The sequence below is a fragment of the Spirosoma litoris genome, assembly GCF_054776755.1.
In genome coordinates this window covers 56,221-78,639 of sequence record NZ_BAAHBI010000036.1, presented here as the reverse complement: position 1 = coordinate 78,639, position 22,419 = coordinate 56,221, and the positions used below count along the sequence as shown (strand labels likewise).

The 22,419-nt window shown below is 48.0% G+C and carries 16 protein-coding genes; 5 read left to right on the top strand and 11 right to left on the bottom strand.

What is annotated here, in order from left to right; genetic code table 11:
- The 7 genes from ACYVGR_RS22550 to ACYVGR_RS22520 all read right to left on the bottom strand — a co-directional run bounded on the left by ACYVGR_RS22550 (position 1) and on the right by ACYVGR_RS22520 (position 9,382).
- Positions 1-306, bottom strand: coding sequence for a plasmid stabilization protein (locus ACYVGR_RS22550; protein WP_460960931.1), 306 nt, complete (start codon positions 304-306; stop codon positions 1-3).
- A 132-nt stretch (positions 307-438) separates the two neighbouring features.
- Positions 439-1,812 (bottom strand): PhoPQ-activated pathogenicity-related family protein, encoded by a 1,374-nt coding sequence (locus ACYVGR_RS22545; RefSeq protein ID WP_460960929.1) that lies wholly within the window; start codon positions 1,810-1,812, stop codon positions 439-441.
- An 87-nt stretch (positions 1,813-1,899) separates the two neighbouring features.
- Positions 1,900-3,168, bottom strand: coding sequence for a hypothetical protein (locus tag ACYVGR_RS22540; RefSeq protein ID WP_460960926.1), 1,269 nt, complete (start codon positions 3,166-3,168; stop codon positions 1,900-1,902).
- A 66-nt stretch (positions 3,169-3,234) separates the two neighbouring features.
- Complete coding sequence (locus tag ACYVGR_RS22535; protein WP_460960924.1) at positions 3,235-4,923, bottom strand: SusD/RagB family nutrient-binding outer membrane lipoprotein; 1,689 nt, start codon at positions 4,921-4,923, stop codon at positions 3,235-3,237.
- A 23-nt stretch (positions 4,924-4,946) separates the two neighbouring features.
- A complete protein-coding gene (locus ACYVGR_RS22530; RefSeq protein WP_460960922.1) occupies positions 4,947-8,375 on the bottom strand; it encodes a SusC/RagA family TonB-linked outer membrane protein in 3,429 nt (1,142 codons plus the stop codon).
- A 73-nt stretch (positions 8,376-8,448) separates the two neighbouring features.
- Positions 8,449-8,646 (bottom strand): hypothetical protein, encoded by a 198-nt coding sequence (locus ACYVGR_RS22525; protein WP_460960920.1) that lies wholly within the window; start codon positions 8,644-8,646, stop codon positions 8,449-8,451.
- Positions 8,647-8,845: 199 nt separating this feature from the next.
- Positions 8,846-9,382 carry an RNA polymerase sigma factor gene (locus tag ACYVGR_RS22520; RefSeq protein WP_460960918.1) on the bottom strand — a complete coding sequence of 179 codons (537 nt, stop codon included), beginning with the start codon at positions 9,380-9,382 and terminating at the stop codon, positions 8,846-8,848.
- Between the two features lie 598 nt (positions 9,383-9,980).
- Between ACYVGR_RS22520 and ACYVGR_RS22515 the strand changes: the two genes are divergently transcribed.
- The 5 genes from ACYVGR_RS22515 to ACYVGR_RS22495 all read left to right on the top strand — a co-directional run bounded on the left by ACYVGR_RS22515 (position 9,981) and on the right by ACYVGR_RS22495 (position 17,805).
- Positions 9,981-12,269, top strand: coding sequence for a ligand-binding sensor domain-containing protein (locus ACYVGR_RS22515; protein ID WP_460960916.1), 2,289 nt, complete (start codon positions 9,981-9,983; stop codon positions 12,267-12,269).
- A 79-nt stretch (positions 12,270-12,348) separates the two neighbouring features.
- On the top strand, positions 12,349-14,580 hold the full coding sequence (locus ACYVGR_RS22510; protein WP_460960913.1) for a hypothetical protein: 2,232 nt from the start codon (positions 12,349-12,351) through the stop codon (positions 14,578-14,580).
- A gap of 98 nt (positions 14,581-14,678) precedes the next feature.
- Positions 14,679-16,949 carry a hypothetical protein gene (locus ACYVGR_RS22505; protein WP_460960911.1) on the top strand — a complete coding sequence of 757 codons (2,271 nt, stop codon included), beginning with the start codon at positions 14,679-14,681 and terminating at the stop codon, positions 16,947-16,949.
- A 182-nt stretch (positions 16,950-17,131) separates the two neighbouring features.
- Positions 17,132-17,290: a hypothetical protein gene (locus ACYVGR_RS22500; RefSeq protein WP_460960909.1), complete on the top strand. Its 159-nt coding sequence runs from the start codon at positions 17,132-17,134 to the stop codon at positions 17,288-17,290.
- Positions 17,287-17,805: a DinB family protein gene (locus ACYVGR_RS22495; protein ID WP_460960907.1), complete on the top strand. Its 519-nt coding sequence runs from the start codon at positions 17,287-17,289 to the stop codon at positions 17,803-17,805. The genes ACYVGR_RS22500 and ACYVGR_RS22495 overlap by 4 nt, the downstream gene beginning before the upstream one ends.
- Positions 17,806-17,917: 112 nt before the next feature.
- Here ACYVGR_RS22495 and ACYVGR_RS22490 read toward each other — a convergent pair whose 3' ends face one another.
- From ACYVGR_RS22490 to ACYVGR_RS22475, 4 genes are all read right to left on the bottom strand, one after another.
- Entirely contained in the window at positions 17,918-19,366 is a 1,449-nt protein-coding gene (locus ACYVGR_RS22490; protein WP_460960905.1) for a Gfo/Idh/MocA family protein, read from the bottom strand.
- A 232-nt stretch (positions 19,367-19,598) separates the two neighbouring features.
- Positions 19,599-20,489 carry a sugar phosphate isomerase/epimerase family protein gene (locus ACYVGR_RS22485; protein ID WP_460960903.1) on the bottom strand — a complete coding sequence of 297 codons (891 nt, stop codon included), beginning with the start codon at positions 20,487-20,489 and terminating at the stop codon, positions 19,599-19,601.
- A 121-nt stretch (positions 20,490-20,610) separates the two neighbouring features.
- Positions 20,611-21,387, bottom strand: coding sequence for an SDR family oxidoreductase (locus ACYVGR_RS22480; RefSeq protein ID WP_460960901.1), 777 nt, complete (start codon positions 21,385-21,387; stop codon positions 20,611-20,613).
- A 3-nt stretch (positions 21,388-21,390) separates the two neighbouring features.
- On the bottom strand, positions 21,391-22,416 hold the full coding sequence (locus ACYVGR_RS22475; RefSeq protein ID WP_460960899.1) for a zinc-binding dehydrogenase: 1,026 nt from the start codon (positions 22,414-22,416) through the stop codon (positions 21,391-21,393).
- Between the last annotated feature and the right edge of the window lie 3 nt (positions 22,417-22,419).

Here is a 22,419-nt window from a genome sequence, read left to right as displayed (position 1 = left end):
TTAACTTTCTACCTGTTTCTTCCGCGTAGCAGCCGCTTTTTTAGCGGACTCCGAACGTGCCTCGGCCGAGCGCGAAGCCGATGCGGCTCCTCCTTTCTCACCACCTTTATGGTAAGACTCATGATTTTCGGTATGCCCTCGACCTGAACCGCTCTTCTTACCCCCGCCCGATACCTTATTTACCGTTGCCCACGCCCGGCGTTCGGCTTCGTCATTCGGTATTCCGCGATCCTCATAACTCTCTTCTATATGTTCGGCCTGTCGTTTTTGCTTATCGGTATACGCCGATTTATCTCCCTGTGGCATTGTTGTAGTTGGTTTAGTTTTAGGTATCAAGTCAGCTTTTACTGACCTGAATTCAACTAGAAACCACTAGAAACAAGTAAGGCAAAGGGTAAGATTGTGAGGAAACGGAACGAGGAAATCTCTTTAAGGTTTTCACTTCAGGAAAATCTCGTCGTTATCGGTCACGAACATCCGAGTACTTTCGGTATAGGTCCCACCTGTTGGTGATTTATATTTTAGGTCGATATAAAACGCCCGATAGCCCGATGCTGGATATAAATCCGTTACCGAAATCGTCGATTGATTTTTAAGACCTAGACTTTTCCCTTCCCACTTTTCATTCTGAAAAATCATATCTGTGGAGTTTGCTGACCAGACTGTCACATCCTCCAACTTATCGGATGTCGTTTTTACCGTAACGTCAACTCCTTTTTTAGTCGTCGTGACAGTCCATTTACAAGCCGGGTACGCTTGTTTGGCAAGTGTATTTCCGAAAAAGGCATTCAATCCTTCTAACGCCTGCCGTTTGTCGCCCAGATCATGACCCACATTGGGGACGTAATGAATGAAATTCTCGCCCGGAATCTGGCCAATATAATGCTTTACGGCATCGACGGTCCAGTATTCATCGTTCGTACCCATGAACAACATTTTAGGCATGGTTAACTTCTTTCGATATGCGTACGGATCAATCATTTCATTGATGGCAGTGCCCTCTTTGGAATGAACGCTCTGCGGAATCCCAATTTTCACATAATCGTCAATCTGTTCGCTATACTTATTCCAGACCTTCATCTGATAGTCCAGATTGACGGGCATATTCAAAATATCAATAACCATCGGTGCAATAGCCGCAACGCGCTTATCGCTGGCACCCGTTAACCAGGTAGTCCAGCCCCGCTTGGAAGCTCCCGATACCACAAACCGATTGATGTCTTTATGCACCTTTTCTTTGGCCAACGCCTGCATGGCGTCCATCGCCCGAACGGCACTTTTCACCATTGGGAAAAGCAGCGGCCACGAGTAATCCCCATCCTTCTTAAACTGGTGTAATGTATACGAAATCAGAGCGTCTTCGGTGAGGCCATTATACAAAGGCTGATTGGGCGTTTGGCGGAGTACGGCAACAATGGCTTTGTTTTTGGTAGCCAGCGTACTGATAGCCCGGTTGAAGCCATCCTCACGTTTATTCCAATTTGGCTCACCTTCTTTAAGCGATCCGCCGTTGATGAATAGAAGCGCCCCATCGTAATTGATTTCGTTCGGCACCATTACTGTCAGTTGGTGTTTCCAGACGTGTTCCCGCCATTTCTGGGACGTCAGTAGCACCTCATAGGCCGTAATGTCGCCATAAGTATATGTGTCTTTCACCTCCCATTTAAACGACTGATCGCCATTATGCAGGTAACTTTCCAGCGCTGTTGATGGCGTGATGCCGTCTGATGGATTGGGTACGTTAAACGAAAGGAGCGTACTGATACTAATAACGCCAGCTAAGACAAGTGTTTTCAAAAGATAGGATTTCATGGGGGTATCGGGGGTTTAATGTAGCGCGGACATCCTGTCCGCATAGCATACAACTTAGCCTTTAGCTATGCGGACAGGATGTCCGCGCTACTTGTATCCATCTGCCTTTGGCGATTCATTCACTAGCTTTAACGCTTCGTCCATGTAAATTTCGGCCGTATTTTCGCCTAAGCTCGTTCGACTAATGTAGTCATAACGCTTAAAACTATGGAAGTCTACTTTGGTCAGCATATACCCAAAAGCGTCGTTCGTCAGGCCAAATAATAGCGGTACGTTAGCGTGCATGTGCCGCTTCACATAGTAGCCAATATTGGGTAAAGCCTCGCCTGGAATGGTCAAGACTTGCGCGCTGCCGATGTTGAGCAGATTCACCTGTGCAACTACCTTGTCGCCGGGTTCTACTTTATACTTTAGTGGTGAATTTTTGACGATGTATTTCATCACCTCCGATTCAATTGGGAACGTGACACGCTTAGCTGTGCAGAAGAGCGTAGGATTCGGTTGGGGTTCGGCAGGGGTTACAATGCGTAAGGCTTCATCGGCCAGCAACTCACCAATCCGGATACACTCTTCCCAGGTGTTCGCTTCTTTGGCATTTTCCCGACGGTTATCAGCCGTCACCATTCCGCCCTGAGCACCGTTCATAAAAAGTGCCACGCCACCCACTTTCGACTCGATCCGTTCGCAGAGGGGGCCACATAAATCCGGGCTGAGGATACCTCGACCGGAGCCAATCACTTCTGGGTGAATGGCATAGTTGACGATGGTGGCGATAGTCTTACCAGTATTGGCTCCCGTGGTGGCAATGGCCTGAATAACTCCACAACGCGGATCGTATAATTCAGGCGCGTAGTAGTTGTAAGCAATTTGTCCTTTGGCCTCACCGACGGCAATTTTCAGGGAGGCTGGGGCTACTTTTATAACGGCTTCATTAACGGCGTCGGCTATCGCTTGTACGCATTTGTCCAGATAAGCCAGATCGGCGAAGGATTCCCCTTTTTCGTTCGGGAAGCCATATGCATCAGGGCCGCTATGAGTATGCGTACAGCCAATCAGGACATTTTCGGGCGAAATACCTTTGATCAATGCTCTTGACTTATTGCCCAATGCCGACGGCCAACCCAGATTATCGACGCTAACGATGGCAATGCGAGTGCCTCCTTTTTCAAAAACGCAGGCTCGCACAAACAGGTCTCCCTTTTTTTCGACTGCTTTTTTAGGCGTACCAATTCCTCCTGAAACAGGTAACAGCGGATTAGGCGTAATGAGCCTGACTGCCGCTCCCGCTTTAAACTCCTGCGCAACAACAGGATGCATCCATACAAAGAGCCAAAGTAAGCCAATTAGTGCTTTCATACTAAACAGAAACTTCCCGAAAGCAGGGTGCTTCCGGGAAGTTGAATTAGGTACGGTGTTATTGACTTACCAGGGCGTTGTAACGCCTTGTAACAACCACATTTTCGACCAGGCGCTGTTATTTCCATCAGCCTGCGAATAGTTCGTTGATGTTAACGCGCTAATGGCCTTATTCGCGTTATCGGTATTATACCGCTGTTCATCAGTGGAATAATAGAAACGAAGTGGCAATACAGATCGCTTCGCATAGGTTCCTGCTTTCAGTACAGGGAAACCTGTCCGGCGCCAGTCGAACCAGGCTTCGGTTGCGGCTGTCCAGCCAGCAATCCATTTCTGGGTCATAAGCTGTTGAACGGTACCATCGTATACAACACCTGCATTAGTAATGTAGGTGCTATACTGGCTACTAACGCCCCAGGTGGTAAGCGATGCGCTAATACCAGCGTAGTAGTGCGTTTTCGCATCACCAGCGGCCCAACCTTTCAGAGCTGCTTCGGCCAGAATGAACTGCACCTCTGCTGCCGAAGCCAATCGTGCTTTCAGCAATGGAGACTTGCTGGTTGACGGCTGGGTGTACATATCGTTCAAATACGATACGTGTGGGTTATACGATGCCTGACCTACAATTGGGTTCGCGTTGTAGGTAGACGGCGACTGAATACCAGCAGGAAGGCCTACATAGTTCGGATCGGTATTAACAGGCGCAATTTGCTGAGTTTGCAATAAAGCAGGGGCAGCTGTACCAAAGTACCGAACATTGTTGATAACCTGATCGGTGGTTGGTGGCAAGGTAGGGTCAATCACAATGGGGATCTCTACTTTTTTAGCCCAAACAGCTAATCGAGGATCTTTCAACGTTGTCAGGGCACCAACGAGTGTCTGACAAGGCTTCACCCGGCGATAGTTCTGACCACTGGCATCGAAATAGGTATTCGTTGGCCAATCATCTACTCCTGACGTAACCCCAGGATAACTCATGGTAGCATCATTGGCAGGATTGGTAATAAGCGGATATGTATCAGGTGCAGCAACGATTTTTTCGATACCAGCTTTGGCAACGTCAGGCTTTTTAGCCGACAAACGCATGTAATAACGGAGCAATAACGTATTGCAAAATTGGCGCCACTTCGCTGGATCGCCACCATAATATACATCAATTGTACTCGACACGGTTTCTAAATTACTCTTCGCCAGCAGTTTATTGGCCGTTTCCAGATCAGCCATAATCGCCGTATAGATGCTTTCCTGACTATCGTAGGCTGGAGAAATAGTTTCTACCGTTCCCTCTTCGCCCCGGTTCGCCATCGAATAGGGCGCATCGCCCCACAGATCGGTGACCAAGCCAAAAATCATCGACTTCATGATCAGGGAAATAGCTGTATGAAAGTCATACCCTAAAGCAACGGAGCGATCGTACAACAGTTTGTTATTGCGCTGAATACCATAGAAATCGCCCGAAGATGAACCGGAGGATGTCCAGGAGTTACTTTGTCCCCAGTCGTAATAATCACGACCCGCGTTAAATGCGTCTCCCTGCGTGTGCTGCACAATTCCCGATACATCGCCAAAGCCAAGGAGCAAATACGATTTCGCGGCTTCGGTCAGTACCGTAGGCAAAATAAGATCAGGGTTTACGTTTTGTGGTACTACCCCGTTAGGGTTGACATTCAACTCGGTTATATCCTTACAAGAGGAAAAGAACAGAGCGAATACCAGCGCACAAGAGGCCGAGTATTTACCAATTCTAGTTTTCATGATTCTTGTTCCTTATAGTTTTTTTAGAATGTCACGTTTAGTTTAAAGCCCACTGGAATCACCCACGGCGTGACATTGTATCGTTCAACACCTTGCATAAACGTGCCTGTAGTACCTGGAGTAGTTTGTGGTTGAAAAGCCATCTCGGGATCGATATTGATTTTGGCAGCTGTCCACAGAATGATATTCCGGCTATAGACACCAAGTGACGCATTCTGCACTTTTAAGCCTTTGAGGAACGACCGGGGAATATCGTACGACAAAGAGATTTCGCGAAGTTTTACGAAAGAAGCATCGAACTGAGCCGCTTTGTTGAACGACCAGGCATACCCATCATTATAGCCAAAGTACGTAGTGCCAGGGCCACCCAAGTTTTCAGTATAGCCCGTAATGTTTCCTTTAGAATCATACTGAGCCATTACACCTGGAATAAAGTTACCATTGCTGGTTCCATTATCGCCAGCCCAGCTAAACCCACCCGCATCAGCCGTAGGACCACCTACTTGTGGGAATTGGTTACCATGTGGAATAATATATTGATCGGCATTAGCTTTCAGCCAGCTAACCAGCGCATCGCCTGTACGTCCACCTGGATTGATAATGCTTTCGACATATCGTTGGGAGTGGAAATCCGACTCATAGTACCGATAGGTTTGCGACAGGAAGCTACCACCTGCACGCCAGTCGAAGTTCATATTCAGCGTAAAGCCTTTATAGGAGAGGGAGGTCTGGGTACCAAGCGTAAAATCTGGGTTGTAGTTTCCAATTTTATTCTTCGTGCTAGTTGCTCCTACTGAACTCCACTGACCGTCTGATGTCAGAATTGGGTAGCCATAATAAGGCGATGTTTTATCCGTAACGGTCTGTAATTGTGCATCATACATATCACCCACGGTTTCGCCCACGAACGTCCAGGCACCACCTTTACCAGCTGTCCAGAACGTAAACTTATCGATACCCGGTGCTAACTCCTTGATGATGGTCCGGTTACGGGAGAAGTTGAACATAATGTCCCAACGGAAGCCATTTTTATCAATTGGTGTTCCACCCAACGACAGTTCAAGACCTCTCGAAACCAGCAAGCCTGCATTGATATTTTTGGTTGAATAACCTGACGATCCGACAATGGTACTTGGCAGAATCTGGTTTCGGTTTTCCTGGTTGTAATAGGTACCCGTGAACCGCAACCGATTCTGGAACATGTTCAGGTCAATACCACCTTCGTACGATGTTGAGATTTCAGGCTTCAGCGTTGGTAGCAGAATCTGGTTGTTTTTTCCCAGACGGATCAGACTCCCTCCCCAGGCTCCCGCATTCGTCAGCGTATTGTATAGACTATAGGCAGCCGCGTCGTTACCAACTTGTGCAACCCCAGCCCGGAGCTTGAACAGGTTAACATTCTTCACATTAACAAACTCATTCAACAGGACGCTCAACGAGGCCGATGGATAGAAGTAGCTGTTGTTCCCTTTAGGCAGCGTACTTGACCAGTCGTTACGGGCTGTAATGTCGAGGTAGATTTTGTCTTTAAAGCCAATGTTCGCCAAACCATACACACTCTGAATGCCCCGTTGCTGATAATAGCTGGAGTAGTTCAGGTTGGTTGGTGCAATGTTCGATAACGTAAACAGGTTCGGAATAATCAAGCCAGATCCAGATTTACTCGAGTTGGTGATATTCGAATTCATAGAATACCGATTATTAGCACCAGCCGAGACGGTGAAATGGAAGTCTTTGAGATCCTTCTTATACGTCGCCAGGAAGCTCATGTTACGCTCCAACTGATCAATATCGGCAAGTCCATAAGCACCACCATGAGTCTCCTTCGTATAGCTGTTCGTGATTTTGGTCTCTCGTCGTTCGTTGTATATATCCAACGCATACATTCCCATTACGCTCAGTTCGGGAGTGATTTGCCAATCGGCTTTCAAGTTTCCGAAGGCCCGGTTCCGGGTAAAGCCGTTATTGACTTCATACGCCATAAACCAGGGGTTGTTATAGTTACCCTGCGATACCGATAATTGTTGAAGACCTTCCTGACCTGGTACCCAATAGTTCCGTAAATCCCGAATGTCGTTGTTTGGCCCTACATCGTAGGCAGCTTGAAGCGGGTTGGTTCCTGGACCACTAGACGGGCGGTTGTTGGAACGTTGCTGCGATACGTCGAGCGATGTACTTATTCTCAGTTTATCGCTGGCTTTAACGGTAGAGTTAATGGCCACAGAATTTTTAAACAAATCGGAATTAGGAATGATCCCGTGGTTCGTCATGTTGCTATACGACAACCGGTAATCAACCCGATCGGTACTGTTGGCAATTGAAATGCCGTTGGTCGTGGTAACGCCTGTCCGAACAAAGTTCTTCACGTTGTCTGGGTGCGATACCAGTGGTGTTGGGATTCTTTTACCATTGGCATCTTTCGGGCTGTTCCATTGAATAGCTTTATAGCCTTTATCCAGTTCTGGACCTGCCCACTGCGACTGCGACTCATCAATGGTGTAAGGGTTACCGGACTGATCCACAATAACCCCTTGTGAATTAGGCAGGTAAGGCAGGTTCCCTACGGCATATTTGGTTTCCATAGGCAGGAACTTGTACGGGTTATCAAAAACCGTATTCGACGTAATCGATACCGTCATCCGCTTATTTTTTGCGCCACTCTTGGTAGTAATCAGTACCACGCCATTACCCGCACGGGTACCATACAACGCAGCCGCACTAGGCCCTTTCAGAATCGATACACTCTCAACATCTTCAGGGTTAATATCGGAAATGGCGTTTCCGTAGTCAACTGTGTTGCTATTACCTGCTACCTGCTGTACGTTGCTTAGTGAGTTTACAATGGGGACACCATCAACCACAAAAAGAGGCTGGTTATCCGTACTAAGTGATTTGGCTCCGCGAATAATCATGCTGACCGAAGAACCGGCACCACCTGTCTGGCTGATTTGTACGCCAGATACTTTACCAGCCATAGAGGTAAGTACGTTCTCCTGAACAACGTGGGTCATGTCTTTACCTGCCACGGTTCCTACCGAGTAGCCCAGCGAGCGTTCTTCCCGTTTAATGCCTAAGGCTGTTACGACTACTTCACCCAATACTTCGCTGCTTTCGACAAGCGCCACGTTAATAACACTCTGATTACCAACCGTAACTTCTTGTGGAGTATGCCCCACAAAAGAGAAGACCAGAACTGCCGAGTTGCTATTTACCGAGATGGAGTAGTTACCTTTTTGATCGGTAACCGTACCGGCTTGCGTTCCTTTAATTAAAACGTTGGCACCTGCAATAGGCTGATTGTTGGTGGCTAACGTAACAGTCCCTGTTATCGTTTTGGCAGGATTCCGCTGAGGAAATCCTTTAGCCAGCGCTTGCAAAGAGCATAGCCCAACCAATATGGCAATGGCCAGCGTATGCCTTAGGGTTAGCTGAAATGTAGAACTTGATTTCATGCGTGTTCAGTAAATTAAATACAAGAGATTAATTAGTAGGACATTACACGTTTTTGAAGGGGGTGGGTTCTTTTTACTCCGGTTGTTTATCAGTTTCAGGCTGATGTTCGTGTTGATTTAGGAGTTCAATAAAATAAGCTTCAAGTACTTCCGAATAGGCCTGTCGTTCTTCGGGTTTATGCAGGCCCGCCAGAAATTGATCCAACTCTTCTGCTGAGAGTTTACCGTGAATTAATTGTTCAATAAGGTGTGTGACGCCTTGCCTTTCCATTACCATCGGTGTTTAGGCAGTTTACACATAGTACTGGCTAGGCCGAAAAAAAGACTACTACTCGCTACGGATTTTATTTTGAGTTAATATTAGGAACGTTCAGAAGCCATGTACAGCCCATAGCCTGCCAACCACAAGGCGCTATAATACAGAAGCTTATGACTTATATAAGCTTAAAAAACGACTTGTATTGCAGTCTTTAATTAGCGATATCTACGCGGTCCCGCAGAAGCTGTTTCGCTTTTACTAACTGGTTTTTAACAGTATTCTTCGAAATCCGTAGTGACTCCGCGATTTCCTGATAGGATTTTCCTCCTTCTACATTGAGCAGTAGAATCAGCTTACGCTTTTCCGATAATGCATTAATAGCCTTATGTAAAGCTATGTATCGGGTTTCCAGCTCGTCCTGGTCGTCTTCGGTAGTTCGTTCCATCCGTTCCATGTACCGCTGCCGAAGCAATTGGCTTTTTTCCAATTGCTTCAGATAATCAAATATCATATTCCGCAGGCAGGTGAACAGGTAGGAACTGAAATTAAGCTCAGGATTAATCAGGGCCCGTTTCTCCCAGATCTTTATAAATACATCATGCACCATATTTTCAGCCTCTTCTTTATCCTTCAGCAACGAGAGACTAAACTTTAATGCGGGTGTCCGATAATGCTGATATACTTTCGCAAAAGCCGCCCTATCACCCTGAATAGCTTGGTAAATGACAGTTTCGGTGAGACAAGCCATGAGTATTTAGTAGTTAAGGTGGAAATACTGGTAAGAAAAGGCACTGAACGCACAAACAAGCTTTGGGTCAGATCTGCGATAGCTTTTACACCAAGAAGATCTAACAAAAACTATGAAATTGAATTAATTGCAAAATTTTTATAAACAATTCTAGAAAATATCAGAATAGGATTTCGCATTAACTAAACAGAATGATTTTTCGTCAACTCACCAGTTTAGTTATTAATCATCCAGCCAACACGCTTTATTCAAAATAATATTTGGCCTATATCGTATAGCCGCAACAAATATAGAGTAGCCTATTTCATTTTATTTTCGCATCTTGCGTAAAATTGCCTTCAATTTGCGCAAATCAATGAAATTTCATGCAGAGGTAATCTTCCAGCAGGGACTAGGGCTGTGATCAACACAGTATCAGACTTTTACGAAAAAGTCGATATACAGTCCCAGAAAGGGATAACAATAAGATAATGCGCCTTTATTCAGGCCAACATAATGCCTTTAGAAGGTCTCTAGCCTCCATTGACCTGGAAATTTACAGCTTGGCAAATAGTCCGATACACGATCAGGGGAGTATATCAGGAGAACTTCACAAACGATGCACTCACGATCCCAACAGAATTTGTTTCGCCAGTTTTGGCAATACCTATGCATTGTCGGGATAGGTCTATCGGGATGGACTTGCTCATCAGAAACGCATTCCGATACCCATAACGCATCGTTAACGAGCTATAGCGATACCGCTTTTCAGCAGGAGTATCATGAGCCCTATCCGGTTGGGCAAGATGAAAAAGCGAATGATGTTCGAAGCATTTCGGTAGATCGCCAGGGGGTAGTTTGGATTGCGACAGGAGCTGGTATATTCTCAAAAAAAGCTGGTCAGAATGAGTGGATGTCAATGTTACCAGCTACGGAACAGGGGCCTGCTTTTTCGGTAGCCATTGATACCCAATCCGTAGTATGGGCTGGTGCCTGGAATGGTCTGTATCGCTATAAAAACAATCTGGCGGAACATATAGCTGGTCTCGATGCACCCATTTCAACCGTAGCCATAGCCCAGGAAGGTGTTTATGCGCTGGGACCACAAGGTGTCTGGCTAATCAATGCAAAAGGCGTTCAAAAAAAGAACTATATCCTCCCCCGCTCCATTCGAAACGCGCTGTCTGACAGCCAGAGTGGCCTGTGGGTAACAACCGATGTGGGACTCTATCATGTCACCGATCAAACCAGCACCGTTTTTCAAAACACTGACCAGCTATTGAGCGCATCTACCAAGGGAATTGCGTTCGATTCAACTCATAATCTGTGGGTTGCAGGTTTGGGAGGAATAACGATTTTGCGACAGGATAAACCTAAACAGGTTTTGCAACCAGCGCAGGGAATCCCATCCGTTTTTGTCACTTGTGTCGAACGAGCACCCAATGGCGACATGTGGATAGGCACTGAAACAGGCATTGTGCGATATCGTCCAGACGGCAGTCATTCCTTGCGCTTTAGTCGTCGGTGGTTACTGGATGATCACGTCACCGACATTGCTTTCGATACGCAGGGAAATGCCTGGATTGCGACCGTCAAGGGGGTAAGTGCAATCAAGCACCGGTCTATGAATCTGGCGCAAAAGCAGGATTACTTTTACGACGTTCTGATGAAGCGCCACATCCGAAGTCCCTGGATTGCGGGGCAGTGCCGCCTTCCAGTCCCAGGCACTATAACTACCTGGGAGCCAGACGACGACGACAATGATGGCGAGTATACGGCTAACTACCTGGCTATGGAGTGCTTCCGGTATGCGGCCACCAGAAGTCCTGATGCAAAAGCAAAGGCGAAAAAAGCGTTCGACTTTTTAAAATTGCTTCAGGAAGTGACAGGCACTGATGGCTTTTTTGCCCGCACTATCGTACCCGCCACCTGGACACGTGTTGACGATGGCAATCGTACGTTTAGCCCGCGCGAACGAGCTGACGAACTAGTCAAAGAGCCTCGTTTTAAACCCGTAGAAGTTCGCTGGCGAAAATCGAAAGATGGCAAATGGCTCTGGAAAGGCGATACCAGTAGCGATGAGCTCTGTGGCCACATGATGGGCTATTATGTGTACTACGAACTTGTAGCCGACGAGGCCGAAAAGGTTGTTGTCCGAAACCACGTTGCGCGTATAGTCGATCATCTGATTGCCAACGACTTTACCTTAACTGACATCGACGGTAAACATACTCGCTGGGGAGTCTGGTCGCCCGACAAGCTGAACCATGATCCAGATTGGGCACCCGATCGAAACCAGAATTCAATGGAGTTACTGGCGTTTCTTAAGCTCGCTTATCATGTAACGGGTAAGCCTATTTACGAGCAGCGTTACCGGCAACTTATTGATAAAGAAGGTTATCTGGATAACATGGCGAAGATCGGCCAGCAAAACCCAGCCTGGTTTATCTATTTCGACGTCATGCTGTCTGCATACATTTACCCTATCCTGCTTCGCTGTGAAAAAGACCCGAAAACCCGGTCTTTTTACGAGAATCACATAGATAACTGGCTGGTCCAGCGTAAGGCTGATAAAAATCCATTGATCAATTTCCTATACTGCTATTCCCGTAATAAAAAGGTCGAACTAGCACCGTCCGTTGACTTTTTAGTCGATACTCCCCTTGACTTAATTAACTGGACCGTCGATCATACCAAACGCGAAGATATTTCCATTGTGCGAACGCCCGTACTGGATGAACTTCAGGTCAGCGAACTACCTCCCGCCAGTATACGCACCGTTGTTCGCTGGGATAAAAACCCTTGGGCCGCCATAAACGGGCAGCCCGATATTGAACGCGAGCCTGTTTTCTGGCTTCTTCCCTACTGGATGGGGCGCTACCTGGGCATGATTGAAGCCAGCAAATAGACATCATACTCAACCCAACTGATTCAATAAAAACAACCTTGCGACACCCAACATTTACAACCTGTTCTTATTCATAATCATGCAAATCCGTTCCATACGATTAGCCTGCTGTTTACTTTCGTTTTTTTGCCTGAATAGTCTGTCAATCAGTGCACAGACTGTCTTTCAGGATAAACCCTTCCAGCAGGATTTCAGTGTAAAATATTACTACAACAAATCGGGTGTGAACCTAACTGGCGTAGCCTGCGACCGGAACGGTGTTATTCAGGTTTTTTCATCTGAAGGCTTGCTTCATCCTGCCGACGGCGAATTTCTGCATCCGGGCACTTTACAATCGGATCAGACCTACCGATTCATTAAAGACCTGAATCTTAAGGCAATTGGATCACAAGATCAGCAACTCGTTTATCTGAGTGAGAAAGCCGTTGTGAGCAATGCCTGGGCCGGAAAACTAAATGCCGAACACCAGCTTCCACAAGCCACGATTTTTGCCGGAAAACCTGATCTCACCTTTCTGGTTTCGGACGGAAGCGCGGTACAGGTTGTTAAAGACAGCAAGCTTCTCTGGAAAGGAACGCTCCCAGCCGACGAGGTGATTAGTGCGCAGTTCCAATCGACAGGAAACACCTTCTGGATACTCGGCAAAAAGGCGCTGTATACACTCTCTGGAGCGAACTACACACTTACTAAAGTTTTTGACGGCACAGGCTTCACGTCTTTTGCACTCACACCTGCTCAAAAGGTAATCATCGGAACTAACGACGGGTATATCGAATTCGACCCCGTCAGCAAAAAACAAGTCGGGGCTATTCATCGAAAACTCCCCGCGACGGAAATTACAACAGTAGCTACTGTGAATGGCAAAGTATGGTTTGGTACGACGAAAGGAGCGTTTTCGCTGCGCCCCGATGGCAAATACGATTATTACAACGGCGAACGCTGGCTACCGGGCAATCAGGTGACGGCGATTGCTGAAGGGCCCAAAAACTCTGTGCTCATTCTGACAACGGAGGGTCTGGGAAAAATCTGTTTCAAGTCGATGACGCTCCACGACAAAGCCGTTTTTTACGAAGATCAGGTTCGTACCCGGCATATCCGTAATGGGTTCAATGCGTCGCTGGATCGCATGGAAAAGGGGAATCTGGCTACAGGCTATTTGTCGGATTCGGATAATGATGGTCTCTGGACATCAATGTATCTGGCCGGAGAAGCGTTTCGTTACGCCGTTACCAAAGACAAAGATGCGTTGCAAAACTGCCGCGAATCGCTCGACGCGATGGAGCGATTGTACACCATCAACCCAGTGCCAGGCTTCCCAGCCAGATCCTTTGAACGAGCCGGTTACATTAAGCAACTCCACGACCCCGAGCGTTGGCAGCATTCGCCACAACCCGGCTGGGATTGGAAATCAACGACTAGTAGCGATGAAATAATTGGCCATATTTTCGTCTTCGGGGTCATGGCTGAGTTAGTGGATGATAAGGCTATTCAGCGCAGATCCATCACACTTATCGATACGGTCATGAGTCATATTCTATCGCACAATATGTACCTGATCGACTTCGATGGTAAACCGACGATGTGGGGCAAATGGCATCCCGAATACGTGAATAATTTTCCAATCAACGTAGGCGACCGGAAGCTAAATTCGTCCAACATTGTGGCCATGCTCCAGACTGCCTACCACTTTACCAAGAAGGAAAAGTACAAAAAGAAAGCGCTTGAATTGATGAATAAATACGGCTATCTGGAAAATCTGATGCGCCCGATGAGCGTTATCGGTAAGGCTCCAGCCGATGCCGATGAGCACAGCAAACACATGTCGGACGGCTGGAATCACTCCGACGATGAAATGTACTTTGTGGGTTACTGGGGCCTGTATCGCTATGCGTTCGATGACGCCTTAAAAGCGAAATACAAAAAGGCCATTATTGACCATTGGGAAGCCGAACGCCCTGAAAAAGATGGCGCCTGGAATATCTTCACCGCCTTGACTGGCACTAAAAATTTCGACCTCCCCGAAGCGGCCTGGTATTTACGGGAATATCCACTCGACCTGATCGACTGGTCAATTATGAACAGTCAACGAAAAGATATTGAACTCGTTGCGCCAAACTTCCGGAATCAAACGACAAAAGAAGTGCTCCCCCCTGACGAAACACCGATCCAACGTCATAATGGGAACACGTTTTCCCTAGATCGTACCAAAGGCAACAGCGGCACCTCTGAACACAGCGCCGGTGACATCTGGCTTCTCCCCTACTGGATGGGCCGGTATCTGGGCGTCATTAGTGCCCCGATTGGAAAATGAGTGAAAGAGCGAAAGAGTGAATGAGTGTGCTTACCGTGGTGTCGGGCTCTGGAGCGCCAACCTGGTTCAACCTGACACTACAAAACATCTAATGAACTATGACGTTGTCTATTTCTTTAAAACCAGGGAATTGTCCCCTATGGCCCGTTCCGCTCTTTCACTCATTCGCTCTTTCGCTCTTTTTTATAAGTAGCGCATTCCCCCAAAGCACCCCTTACCGCGATACGCCTTATTTACAGGACTATAGCATCAAATATTACACCACCGACAGTACCAGTCAACTGCAACAGGTTGCGACGGATCGAAATGGTGTGATTCAGGTTTTATCCTCGAAAGGCTTACTGCGCCCCCGCTCTGGGCAATTTCAATACCCCGGAACCTTAGAAACCGATCGCTCGTATCGACCCATGTCGGATCGAAAACTAGTAGGATTGGGGCTTCTGGACCATCAGTTTGTTTACCTCGACGACAAGGCCATCCTTAGCAATGCCTGGGCCGGAAAGCTGTTCGACAAACATACCCTGCCCGACGCACGACTGTTTTGTACGGGTTTAGGCGCTATGTTTCTGGTATCAGACGGCACTCGGCTGAAAATGTTGTCAGAATCTTCGGTTGTCTGGGAAGGTGCGCTAGAGCAGGATCAGGTGAAAGACATTCGATACGAAGCGGCAAAAAATCGATTCTGGTTGCTGGGCAGTCACTCGTTGAGCCTACTTGATGTGAGTACAAAAAAAATGACAACCGTTTTTGAACGCTCTAATCTCACCTGTTTCGACATCGACCAGAATAAGGTTTATCTGGGAACGAACGATGGTTATTTAACCCTCGACGCCACGACGTATAAGCCCATCGGTAGTCTTCAGAAAAAGCTCCCTTGCCCCAGCCTGACAGCCATTCGTGTAGTACATGGTAATCTCTGGCTTGGCTCTACCATTGGCGCGTTTATGCTGCGAAAAGACGGTAAGTTTAATTACTACTACGGCGAACGTTGGTTGCCCGGCAATCAGGTAACAGCCATTTCAGCAGGCGAAGGAAAAACCGTTTTACTTCTGACAAACAAGGGGTTGGCCGAGATTCATTTCGAGCCAATGACCTTGCAGGAGAAAGCGCTGCAATACGAAAAACAGGTTCGGCAACGACATATTCGCTACGGCTTTAACTGCGACGTTACCGTGATCCAGCAGGGAGACTTATCGACGGCCCAAATGGGGCAGCGCGACAGCGACAACCTCTGGACATCGATGTATCTGGTTAGCCAGTTGTTCCGCTACAAAGTGACTGGAGATAAAGTAGCGCTACAAAACTGTATGGAATCGTTTGCTGCTATGGAACGACTGTTCAGCATTACAGGCATGAGCGGCTTTTTTGCCCGTGGCTTCGAGCGAAGTGGCTATCATAAATTTGAAGCGAAAGCCTGGGATGGTGGGCTGACCAACGGCTGGAATCATGCCAAAGACCCTGAATGGGATTGGCGCGGAACCACCAGCAGCGACCAGACGGTGGGACAAATGTTTACGCTCACTCTCATGGCCGAACTAATGGATGGTGACGTAAAAAAACGAGCCGTCACCCTGATCGACCAGTTGATGACCAACATTATCAGGAACGACTGGTATCTGATCGATGTCGATGGAAAGCCAACCCTCTGGGGTAAATGGAATCCGACCTACGTGAATGGTTTCCCAACGAACGTAGGCGATCGAAAAATCAATTCGTCTAATATTATCGCCTTTTTGCAGGCAGCTTATCACTTCACAGGAAAATCCATTTACAAGGAAAAGGCCTACGAACTGATGAACAAGCACGGCTATCTGGAAAACCTGATGCGCCCCATGAGCGAAATCGGAAAAGCCCCCGCAGGTTCCGATGATTGGGCCAAAATGCTCTCCGAAGGCTGGAATCACTCCGATGATGAAATGTACTTTCTGGCCTATTGGCCCCTATATCGGTACGCGTTCACGCCCGCATTGAAGGAAAAGTACCGCGAAGCCATTCGTGATCACTGGCAAGCTGAGCGCCCCGAAAAGGACGGGCTCTGGAATCTTTGTTACGCCATGACGGGCGCTAAGGCCTTCGATTTACCCGAAACCGTCTGGTATTTGCAGGAATTTCCGCTGGATATGATCGAGTGGCCCCTCGTGAATAGCCACCGGAAAGACATCGAGCTTGTTCCCGAAAACTTCCGGGGTCAAACAACCAAAGAGGTATTACCGCCCGACGAACGTCCTGAGCTAAAGCACAACCGCAACCTGTTCAAGCTCGATCGGCCAGGCAAAGTTGTCAGCGAACTAAGTGCCGGCGACTCGTTTTTACTACCCTATTGGATGGGCCGGTATCTGGGTGCCATTAGTGCGCCGGTTAGGAAATAAAAAATCATAATACTGTTCGAGGCATTATCTAGCTATAGTAGCTTTAGAGATAAAATCGAGCTTTTTCGCTCCGTTAGGAGCTTAACAGCGCAGGTAGAAATATACAGGATTTGCCCAGCATCAGCGTGCCGTAGGTACGCGACAGGTTGTGTACCTACGGCACACTTAGTGAATTCAAACATATGCTTTTCTACCGACGCTACGCTATTGAATCCCTCCAGGATTTGATGCTCGACTATTTTATAAATATCAATCTGACTGGCTCTCTGTTTAGCATCGACTTCTCGAAAGTTTTTAACTTTGAGCGGAGCCGCCAATGCGGAAGTTTTATTCAACTATGAACGATCGTAAGTTTCCTATAGGGCCTTTTACCCCGCAAGACACCTATTCTGCCGATGAACTGGCCCAACTCATTAAGATTATCGAAACTAGTCCGGCAGCCTATCGGGAGCTGGTCGAGAAGCTAGCACCAGCCGATTTGGCGAAAACATACCGTGAAGGAAGTTGGACGGTACAGCAACTGGTTCATCACGTGGCCGATATTCAGTTTGTGCATTTTCTGCGCATGAAAAAAGCGCTGACGGAACCCGATTACAAGGTACTCACTTTGATCGACATGAATGCCTGGGCGCATACGCCCGATGCAATAGAAGCTCCCATCAATGACTCGCTGGTTCTATTTGACGGGGTCACCCGACGCTACGTTTATCTGGCCAAATCCCTAACGGAATCTATGCTGGCCATTTCGTACTTTCATCCCGTTCGGCAGATTATGATTAGCCAGGCGCAGGCGCTTGCCATGACGGCCTGGCACGTTCAGCATCACCTGGCCCATATTAAGCTGGCGCTGGCCTAGTGTCTGGCGCGAGTATTTACTCGTGACTGTTTATCGCTTGCGTCAGTGAATACTGACTATATAAACAGTCACGAGTAAATACTCGCGCCAGCGCACGCCTGTTTGGGCTATCCTACAAAGTCAAGCTCCAGCCTTCGCGGTAGTCGCGCTTCACGAACTGATTGGCCAGATCGTAATTCGTGATTTTCATGTTGGGCGCATCATAATACAACTTCTTGCGACCGTTGTATCGCTCCGATGATCGTTTGGCGGATGGATTATCACGCAACATCCAGCTACGTAGAGCCAGATTTCCAATCAGGATACTTTCGGCAAACGGGGCCGCATATTCGAACGGCGAACTCGTTATACCTTTGCCATGCCCTGCAATACACGCATCGACCCATTGCAGATAGTGGTCTTCGTTAGGTACACGAGCAATCGTTTCGGGAATGTTCAACGTCTCATTGGCCTTCAGGGGCAATAGTCGCGGGTTGGCACCGTAGCAATCAGCCATAAGCTTGCCTTTGGAGCCGATAAACAGTACACCACCGTCTGAGTTACCAAAGCTTTCTCCGGGTAATAGTTCTTCGGGGAGTTCCGGCAGAATACCGCCATCGTACCAGCTTAATTTGATGTCGCCCTTGCCGTCTTTACGGGGGTAATTGAGATGAATCGATGACGAAAAGGGTGTCCAATCCGGATTGTCATCTTGTGGACGTAACGTAAACGCCCACGTGCCCGCCAGACTACATTCCACCGAAGTCGGGTAATCGATGGGTAAGATTCGGAATACGGGGTCCATGATGTGGCAGGCCATATCGCCCAAAGCCCCTGTTCCATAAGGCCACCAGCCACGCCAGTTCCAGGGCAGGTAGGCTTCATTGTACGGCACTTTTTTGGCGGGTCCCAACCACAAATCGAAATCCAGTTCTTTCGGAATATCGAAGGTTTTATCGGTCGGAACGGCTTGTGGCCAAACCGGACGATTGGTCCAGGTCAGCACTTTATGTACTTCGCCAATAATCCCGGAATCATAGATTTCTTTCATCCGGCGAACACCATTCCCCGAACCACCCTGATTGCCCATCTGGGTCACGACTTTGTATTTTTTAGCCGCCTGACCCAAAATCCGCGATTCGTAAATGTCGTGGGTTAGTGGTTTTTGGGTGTACACGTGTTTGCCTAATTGCATGGCAGCAAGCGTGGCTACCGCGTGCGTGTTGTCGGGTGTGGAGATGGAGCAGGCATCAATGTTTTTGTTCTCTTTAGAAAGCATCTCCCGAAAATCTTTGTAATAGGTCGCCTTCGGGAAACGGCTCCGAGACTCCACTGCCTGCCGATCATCGACATCGCAGAGGGCTACAATATTGACATTCGGGCTTTTTGCAAAGGAAGCCAGATCGCTTTTACCTTTGCCACCCACGCCAATTCCCGCAATGTTAAGTTTATCACTTGGGGCTATAAAACCCTTGCCAAGAACGTGCCGGGGAACAATGAAAAATGACGTAGCCGCCAGCGACGATGTTTTCAGAAAATCGCGACGACTCTCCGCATTCGGTGTAGTTTTCTTTTCTTCCATGAAAGTCTGAGAGGTTTGAAGGTTTAGGAATAGGCCCGATTTACAAAAGATCGCATCGCCCTAGTGTATAGTACTGATTTATAAGCAAATCGTACCTTTCTAGTTGGCAAAAATTGTAAGGCAGATGATGATTTATCAATAGCCCGCAGATTTCTATGATAATTATGATTGACGCAGATTTCATTTAAATCATCCCTCATCGTAATCATCATAAAAATTAGCGGGCTATTAATCAGCTCTCTGGCCAGTACTCGGCCATTTTTTTTCGCAGAAAAGCGACGCTTCGTTCTAATTGCGCCATGCCATCGACGCCATCTTCAATGCTGATCCACCCATCAAAACCTACTCGTTTCAGTTCAGTAAATATGGCATCGTAATCGTTGAGCCCCTTGCCGATTTCGCCGTGACTGAGTCGTTTGGCGTAACCAGCCGCTCCACCCTCTTCGCGACGAAGGTCTTCGATGGTCCCTTCGATCAAATACCGGTCGCTGGCATGCATAGTCACCACCCGATGCGACACCCGATAAAGAAGCTCTAAAGGGTCTTCACCGGCTAGATAGGTATTGCTTGGATCATAATTGACACCAAAATTGGGATGATTGATCCGGTCTACGAGCATACAGAACACATCCATTTTCTGGGCAAATTCAGGGTATGTCCAGAAATCATCTTTATAGTGATTTTCGATGATGAGCGTAATACCGCGTTCCTGCGCATAGGGCAAACAGGCTTCAATACATTCAGCCGCCAGCGCTACCCCTTCCTCGATAGATAACTCCGGCCGTCGCTGCCCCGAAAGCACCCGGCAGTATGAACCACCCAGTCTATACGTCATATCGATCCAGCGTTTCTGCTTTGCTATTTCGTTGGCACGGAAGTCGGCATCGGGGTGGGTAAAATCGGGGGAGCAGCACATCATTGGAATCACTTTTCCGTGTGCTTCTACTTGCTGGCGAAATACAGGCCAGTTGGCCTCATCAGCCATTTCCAGAAATCCGGCGTACCATTCCAGACCATCAATATTGAGTTGAGATGCCAGTTCAATCCATTCTGAAACGCGCATGGTTCCGTCTTTGCAGAGCTGCTGCATAAACGCTTTAGGGAAAGCGGCTAATTGGGGCATATATCTATTGAGTAAATTGTGAAAGAATTTATAATGAGTGAAAGAATGCAAGAGCGAAAGAGCGCGTCAGACATACTAACTCTAGTCTATTCACTCTTTCGCTCTTGCATTCTTTCACTCATTAATTTTTGGGCAGATTTCGGCCGATAAATGGGTATTGTTCCAGATCAACGATTTGGCCGCTAACGGGGCCGCTTTCATCGGCCAGCCAATACACGGCAGCGGCAGCAATTTCATCGGGCTGCAAAATCCGGCCCGATGGCGCCAATTCTGGCGGTAAGTGGTTGTACCAGTCATCAGCCATTCCCTGCTCATGCTTACGTTGAATTTCCCGCTCGGTCAGCACCCAACCTAGATTTAGTTGGTTAACTCGCACACCCGATTCCCGATGGAGTGTATCGCCCAGATTTCGGGTCAACGTTACCAGCGCTCCTTTCGAAACGCTATAGGCCATTAGATTCGGTTCGCCACACCAGGCATTCAGTGAGCCAATATTCAGAACACAACCGTGTTGTTTTTGCAGATGAGGTAACGCCACTTTAATTAAGGCAAAGGGTGCTAATGCGTTCACTTCCATCACCTTTCGAAACAGTACCAGATCGGTTGTCTGGGTGTTTGATGAAACAACCATAGCCGCATTATTGACGACCGCATCCAGTCGACCAAACGTTTTCAGGGCCAGATCCACCAAATGTTGCGGGGCATTATCGGCGGTAATTTCTTCGATATGTAGCACAGCGTTATCACTCCCCAACGAGGCAACGATTGCTTCGCCCAATTCCCGTTCCAGTCCGTGAACAACAACCCGTGCTCCTTCGGCAACGCACCGACTGGCAATGGCCTTTCCAATACCGGTACAACTGCCCGTAATGATGATGACTTTGTTTCGCAACCGCATGGGTTAAACCGGTTTGAGTACGCTTTTTACCACATCGCCCCGGTGCATTTTCTCGAAGGCGTCGTGCCAGTCGGTAATGGGCCATACGCCCCCTATAATGGGTTTCACATCGAGTTGTCCATTGGCCAGCAAGGCGATGACTCGCTCCCAGATTGGCCAGTTATGGCTAAAACTTCCCTGAAGTGTTACGTTTTTTTGCACCAATGGATCGAGCGAAAAACCAAGTGGCTGCGGCCCCCAACCAACTTTGGTAATATGCCCATTGGGCCGAACCAATTGCATCGCGATTTTCAGAGTAATGCTCGAACCGGCCGCATCAATGATACAATCGGCTCCGAGTCCATCCGCTTTTCTCGCCCATTCGGTAGCATCCCCAATAATGGCTTCACAACCGTACTGCTTTCCAATCGCCAATCGATGCCGATCGGCTTCCAGGCCAACCAGGGCAACTTCGGCCCCGCAAAGACGGGCCATGGCCGCACACAAAATACCAATGGTGCCCGGCCCAAGCACAATTACCCGGTCGCCTGGTTTTATCCGGCTGTTTTCTACCACGGCATTGAACGCCACACAGCAGGGTTCGGTCAGGCACGCCTGCTCGAAAGCGAGTTGAGCGGGCACCAAATGCAGACAGCGAGCCGGAACGCGAACAAAGCGGGTCATCGCGCCGTTGACTCCATACCCAAAGCCTTTCCGGGTAGGATCGAGGTTATAGAGTCCGCGACGTGTCATGGGATTGTTGGCATCGATAACAGCTGCGGTTTCACTCACCACCCGATCGCCTTCGCGCCAACCCGTCACCCGACTTCCGAGTTCAACAATATGTCCACCAAATTCATGCCCTAGCACGACTGGATAGTTTACGGGCCAGCTATGATCAGACGTCCACTGATGAAGGTCACTTCCACAAACGCCAACGTTCGCCACTTCCAGCAATACGTCATCTTCCCCAATCGTTGGTCGGTCCAGTTCACGAATCTCGACGGAGCCTTTCTCCGGCGCATAATTAACAACGGCAGCAGATTTCATAAT

Bases quoted from the DNA above. Each gene is read 5' to 3' on its own strand.
- ACYVGR_RS22535 (WP_460960924.1), bottom strand. From the start codon at position 4,923: ATGAAAACTAGAATTGGTAAATACTCGGCCTCTTGTGCGCTGGTATTC.
- ACYVGR_RS22490 (WP_460960905.1), bottom strand. From the start codon at position 19,366: ATGGAAGAAAAGAAAACTACACCGAATGCGGAGAGTCGTCGCGATTTT.
- ACYVGR_RS22550 (WP_460960931.1), bottom strand. From the start codon at position 306: ATGCCACAGGGAGATAAATCGGCGTATACCGATAAGCAAAAACGACAG.
- ACYVGR_RS22515 (WP_460960916.1), top strand. From the start codon at position 9,981: ATGCACTCACGATCCCAACAGAATTTGTTTCGCCAGTTTTGGCAATAC.
- ACYVGR_RS22545 (WP_460960929.1), bottom strand. From the start codon at position 1,812: ATGAAATCCTATCTTTTGAAAACACTTGTCTTAGCTGGCGTTATTAGT.
- ACYVGR_RS22510 (WP_460960913.1), top strand. From the start codon at position 12,349: ATGCAAATCCGTTCCATACGATTAGCCTGCTGTTTACTTTCGTTTTTT.
- ACYVGR_RS22475 (WP_460960899.1), bottom strand. From the start codon at position 22,416: ATGAAATCTGCTGCCGTTGTTAATTATGCGCCGGAGAAAGGCTCCGTC.
- ACYVGR_RS22525 (WP_460960920.1), bottom strand. From the start codon at position 8,646: ATGGAAAGGCAAGGCGTCACACACCTTATTGAACAATTAATTCACGGT.
- ACYVGR_RS22520 (WP_460960918.1), bottom strand. From the start codon at position 9,382: ATGGCTTGTCTCACCGAAACTGTCATTTACCAAGCTATTCAGGGTGAT.
- ACYVGR_RS22500 (WP_460960909.1), top strand. From the start codon at position 17,132: ATGCTTTTCTACCGACGCTACGCTATTGAATCCCTCCAGGATTTGATG.
- ACYVGR_RS22485 (WP_460960903.1), bottom strand. From the start codon at position 20,489: ATGCCCCAATTAGCCGCTTTCCCTAAAGCGTTTATGCAGCAGCTCTGC.
- ACYVGR_RS22540 (WP_460960926.1), bottom strand. From the start codon at position 3,168: ATGAAAGCACTAATTGGCTTACTTTGGCTCTTTGTATGGATGCATCCT.
- ACYVGR_RS22495 (WP_460960907.1), top strand. From the start codon at position 17,287: ATGAACGATCGTAAGTTTCCTATAGGGCCTTTTACCCCGCAAGACACC.
- ACYVGR_RS22530 (WP_460960922.1), bottom strand. From the start codon at position 8,375: ATGAAATCAAGTTCTACATTTCAGCTAACCCTAAGGCATACGCTGGCC.
- ACYVGR_RS22480 (WP_460960901.1), bottom strand. From the start codon at position 21,387: ATGCGGTTGCGAAACAAAGTCATCATCATTACGGGCAGTTGTACCGGT.
- ACYVGR_RS22505 (WP_460960911.1), top strand. From the start codon at position 14,679: ATGACGTTGTCTATTTCTTTAAAACCAGGGAATTGTCCCCTATGGCCC.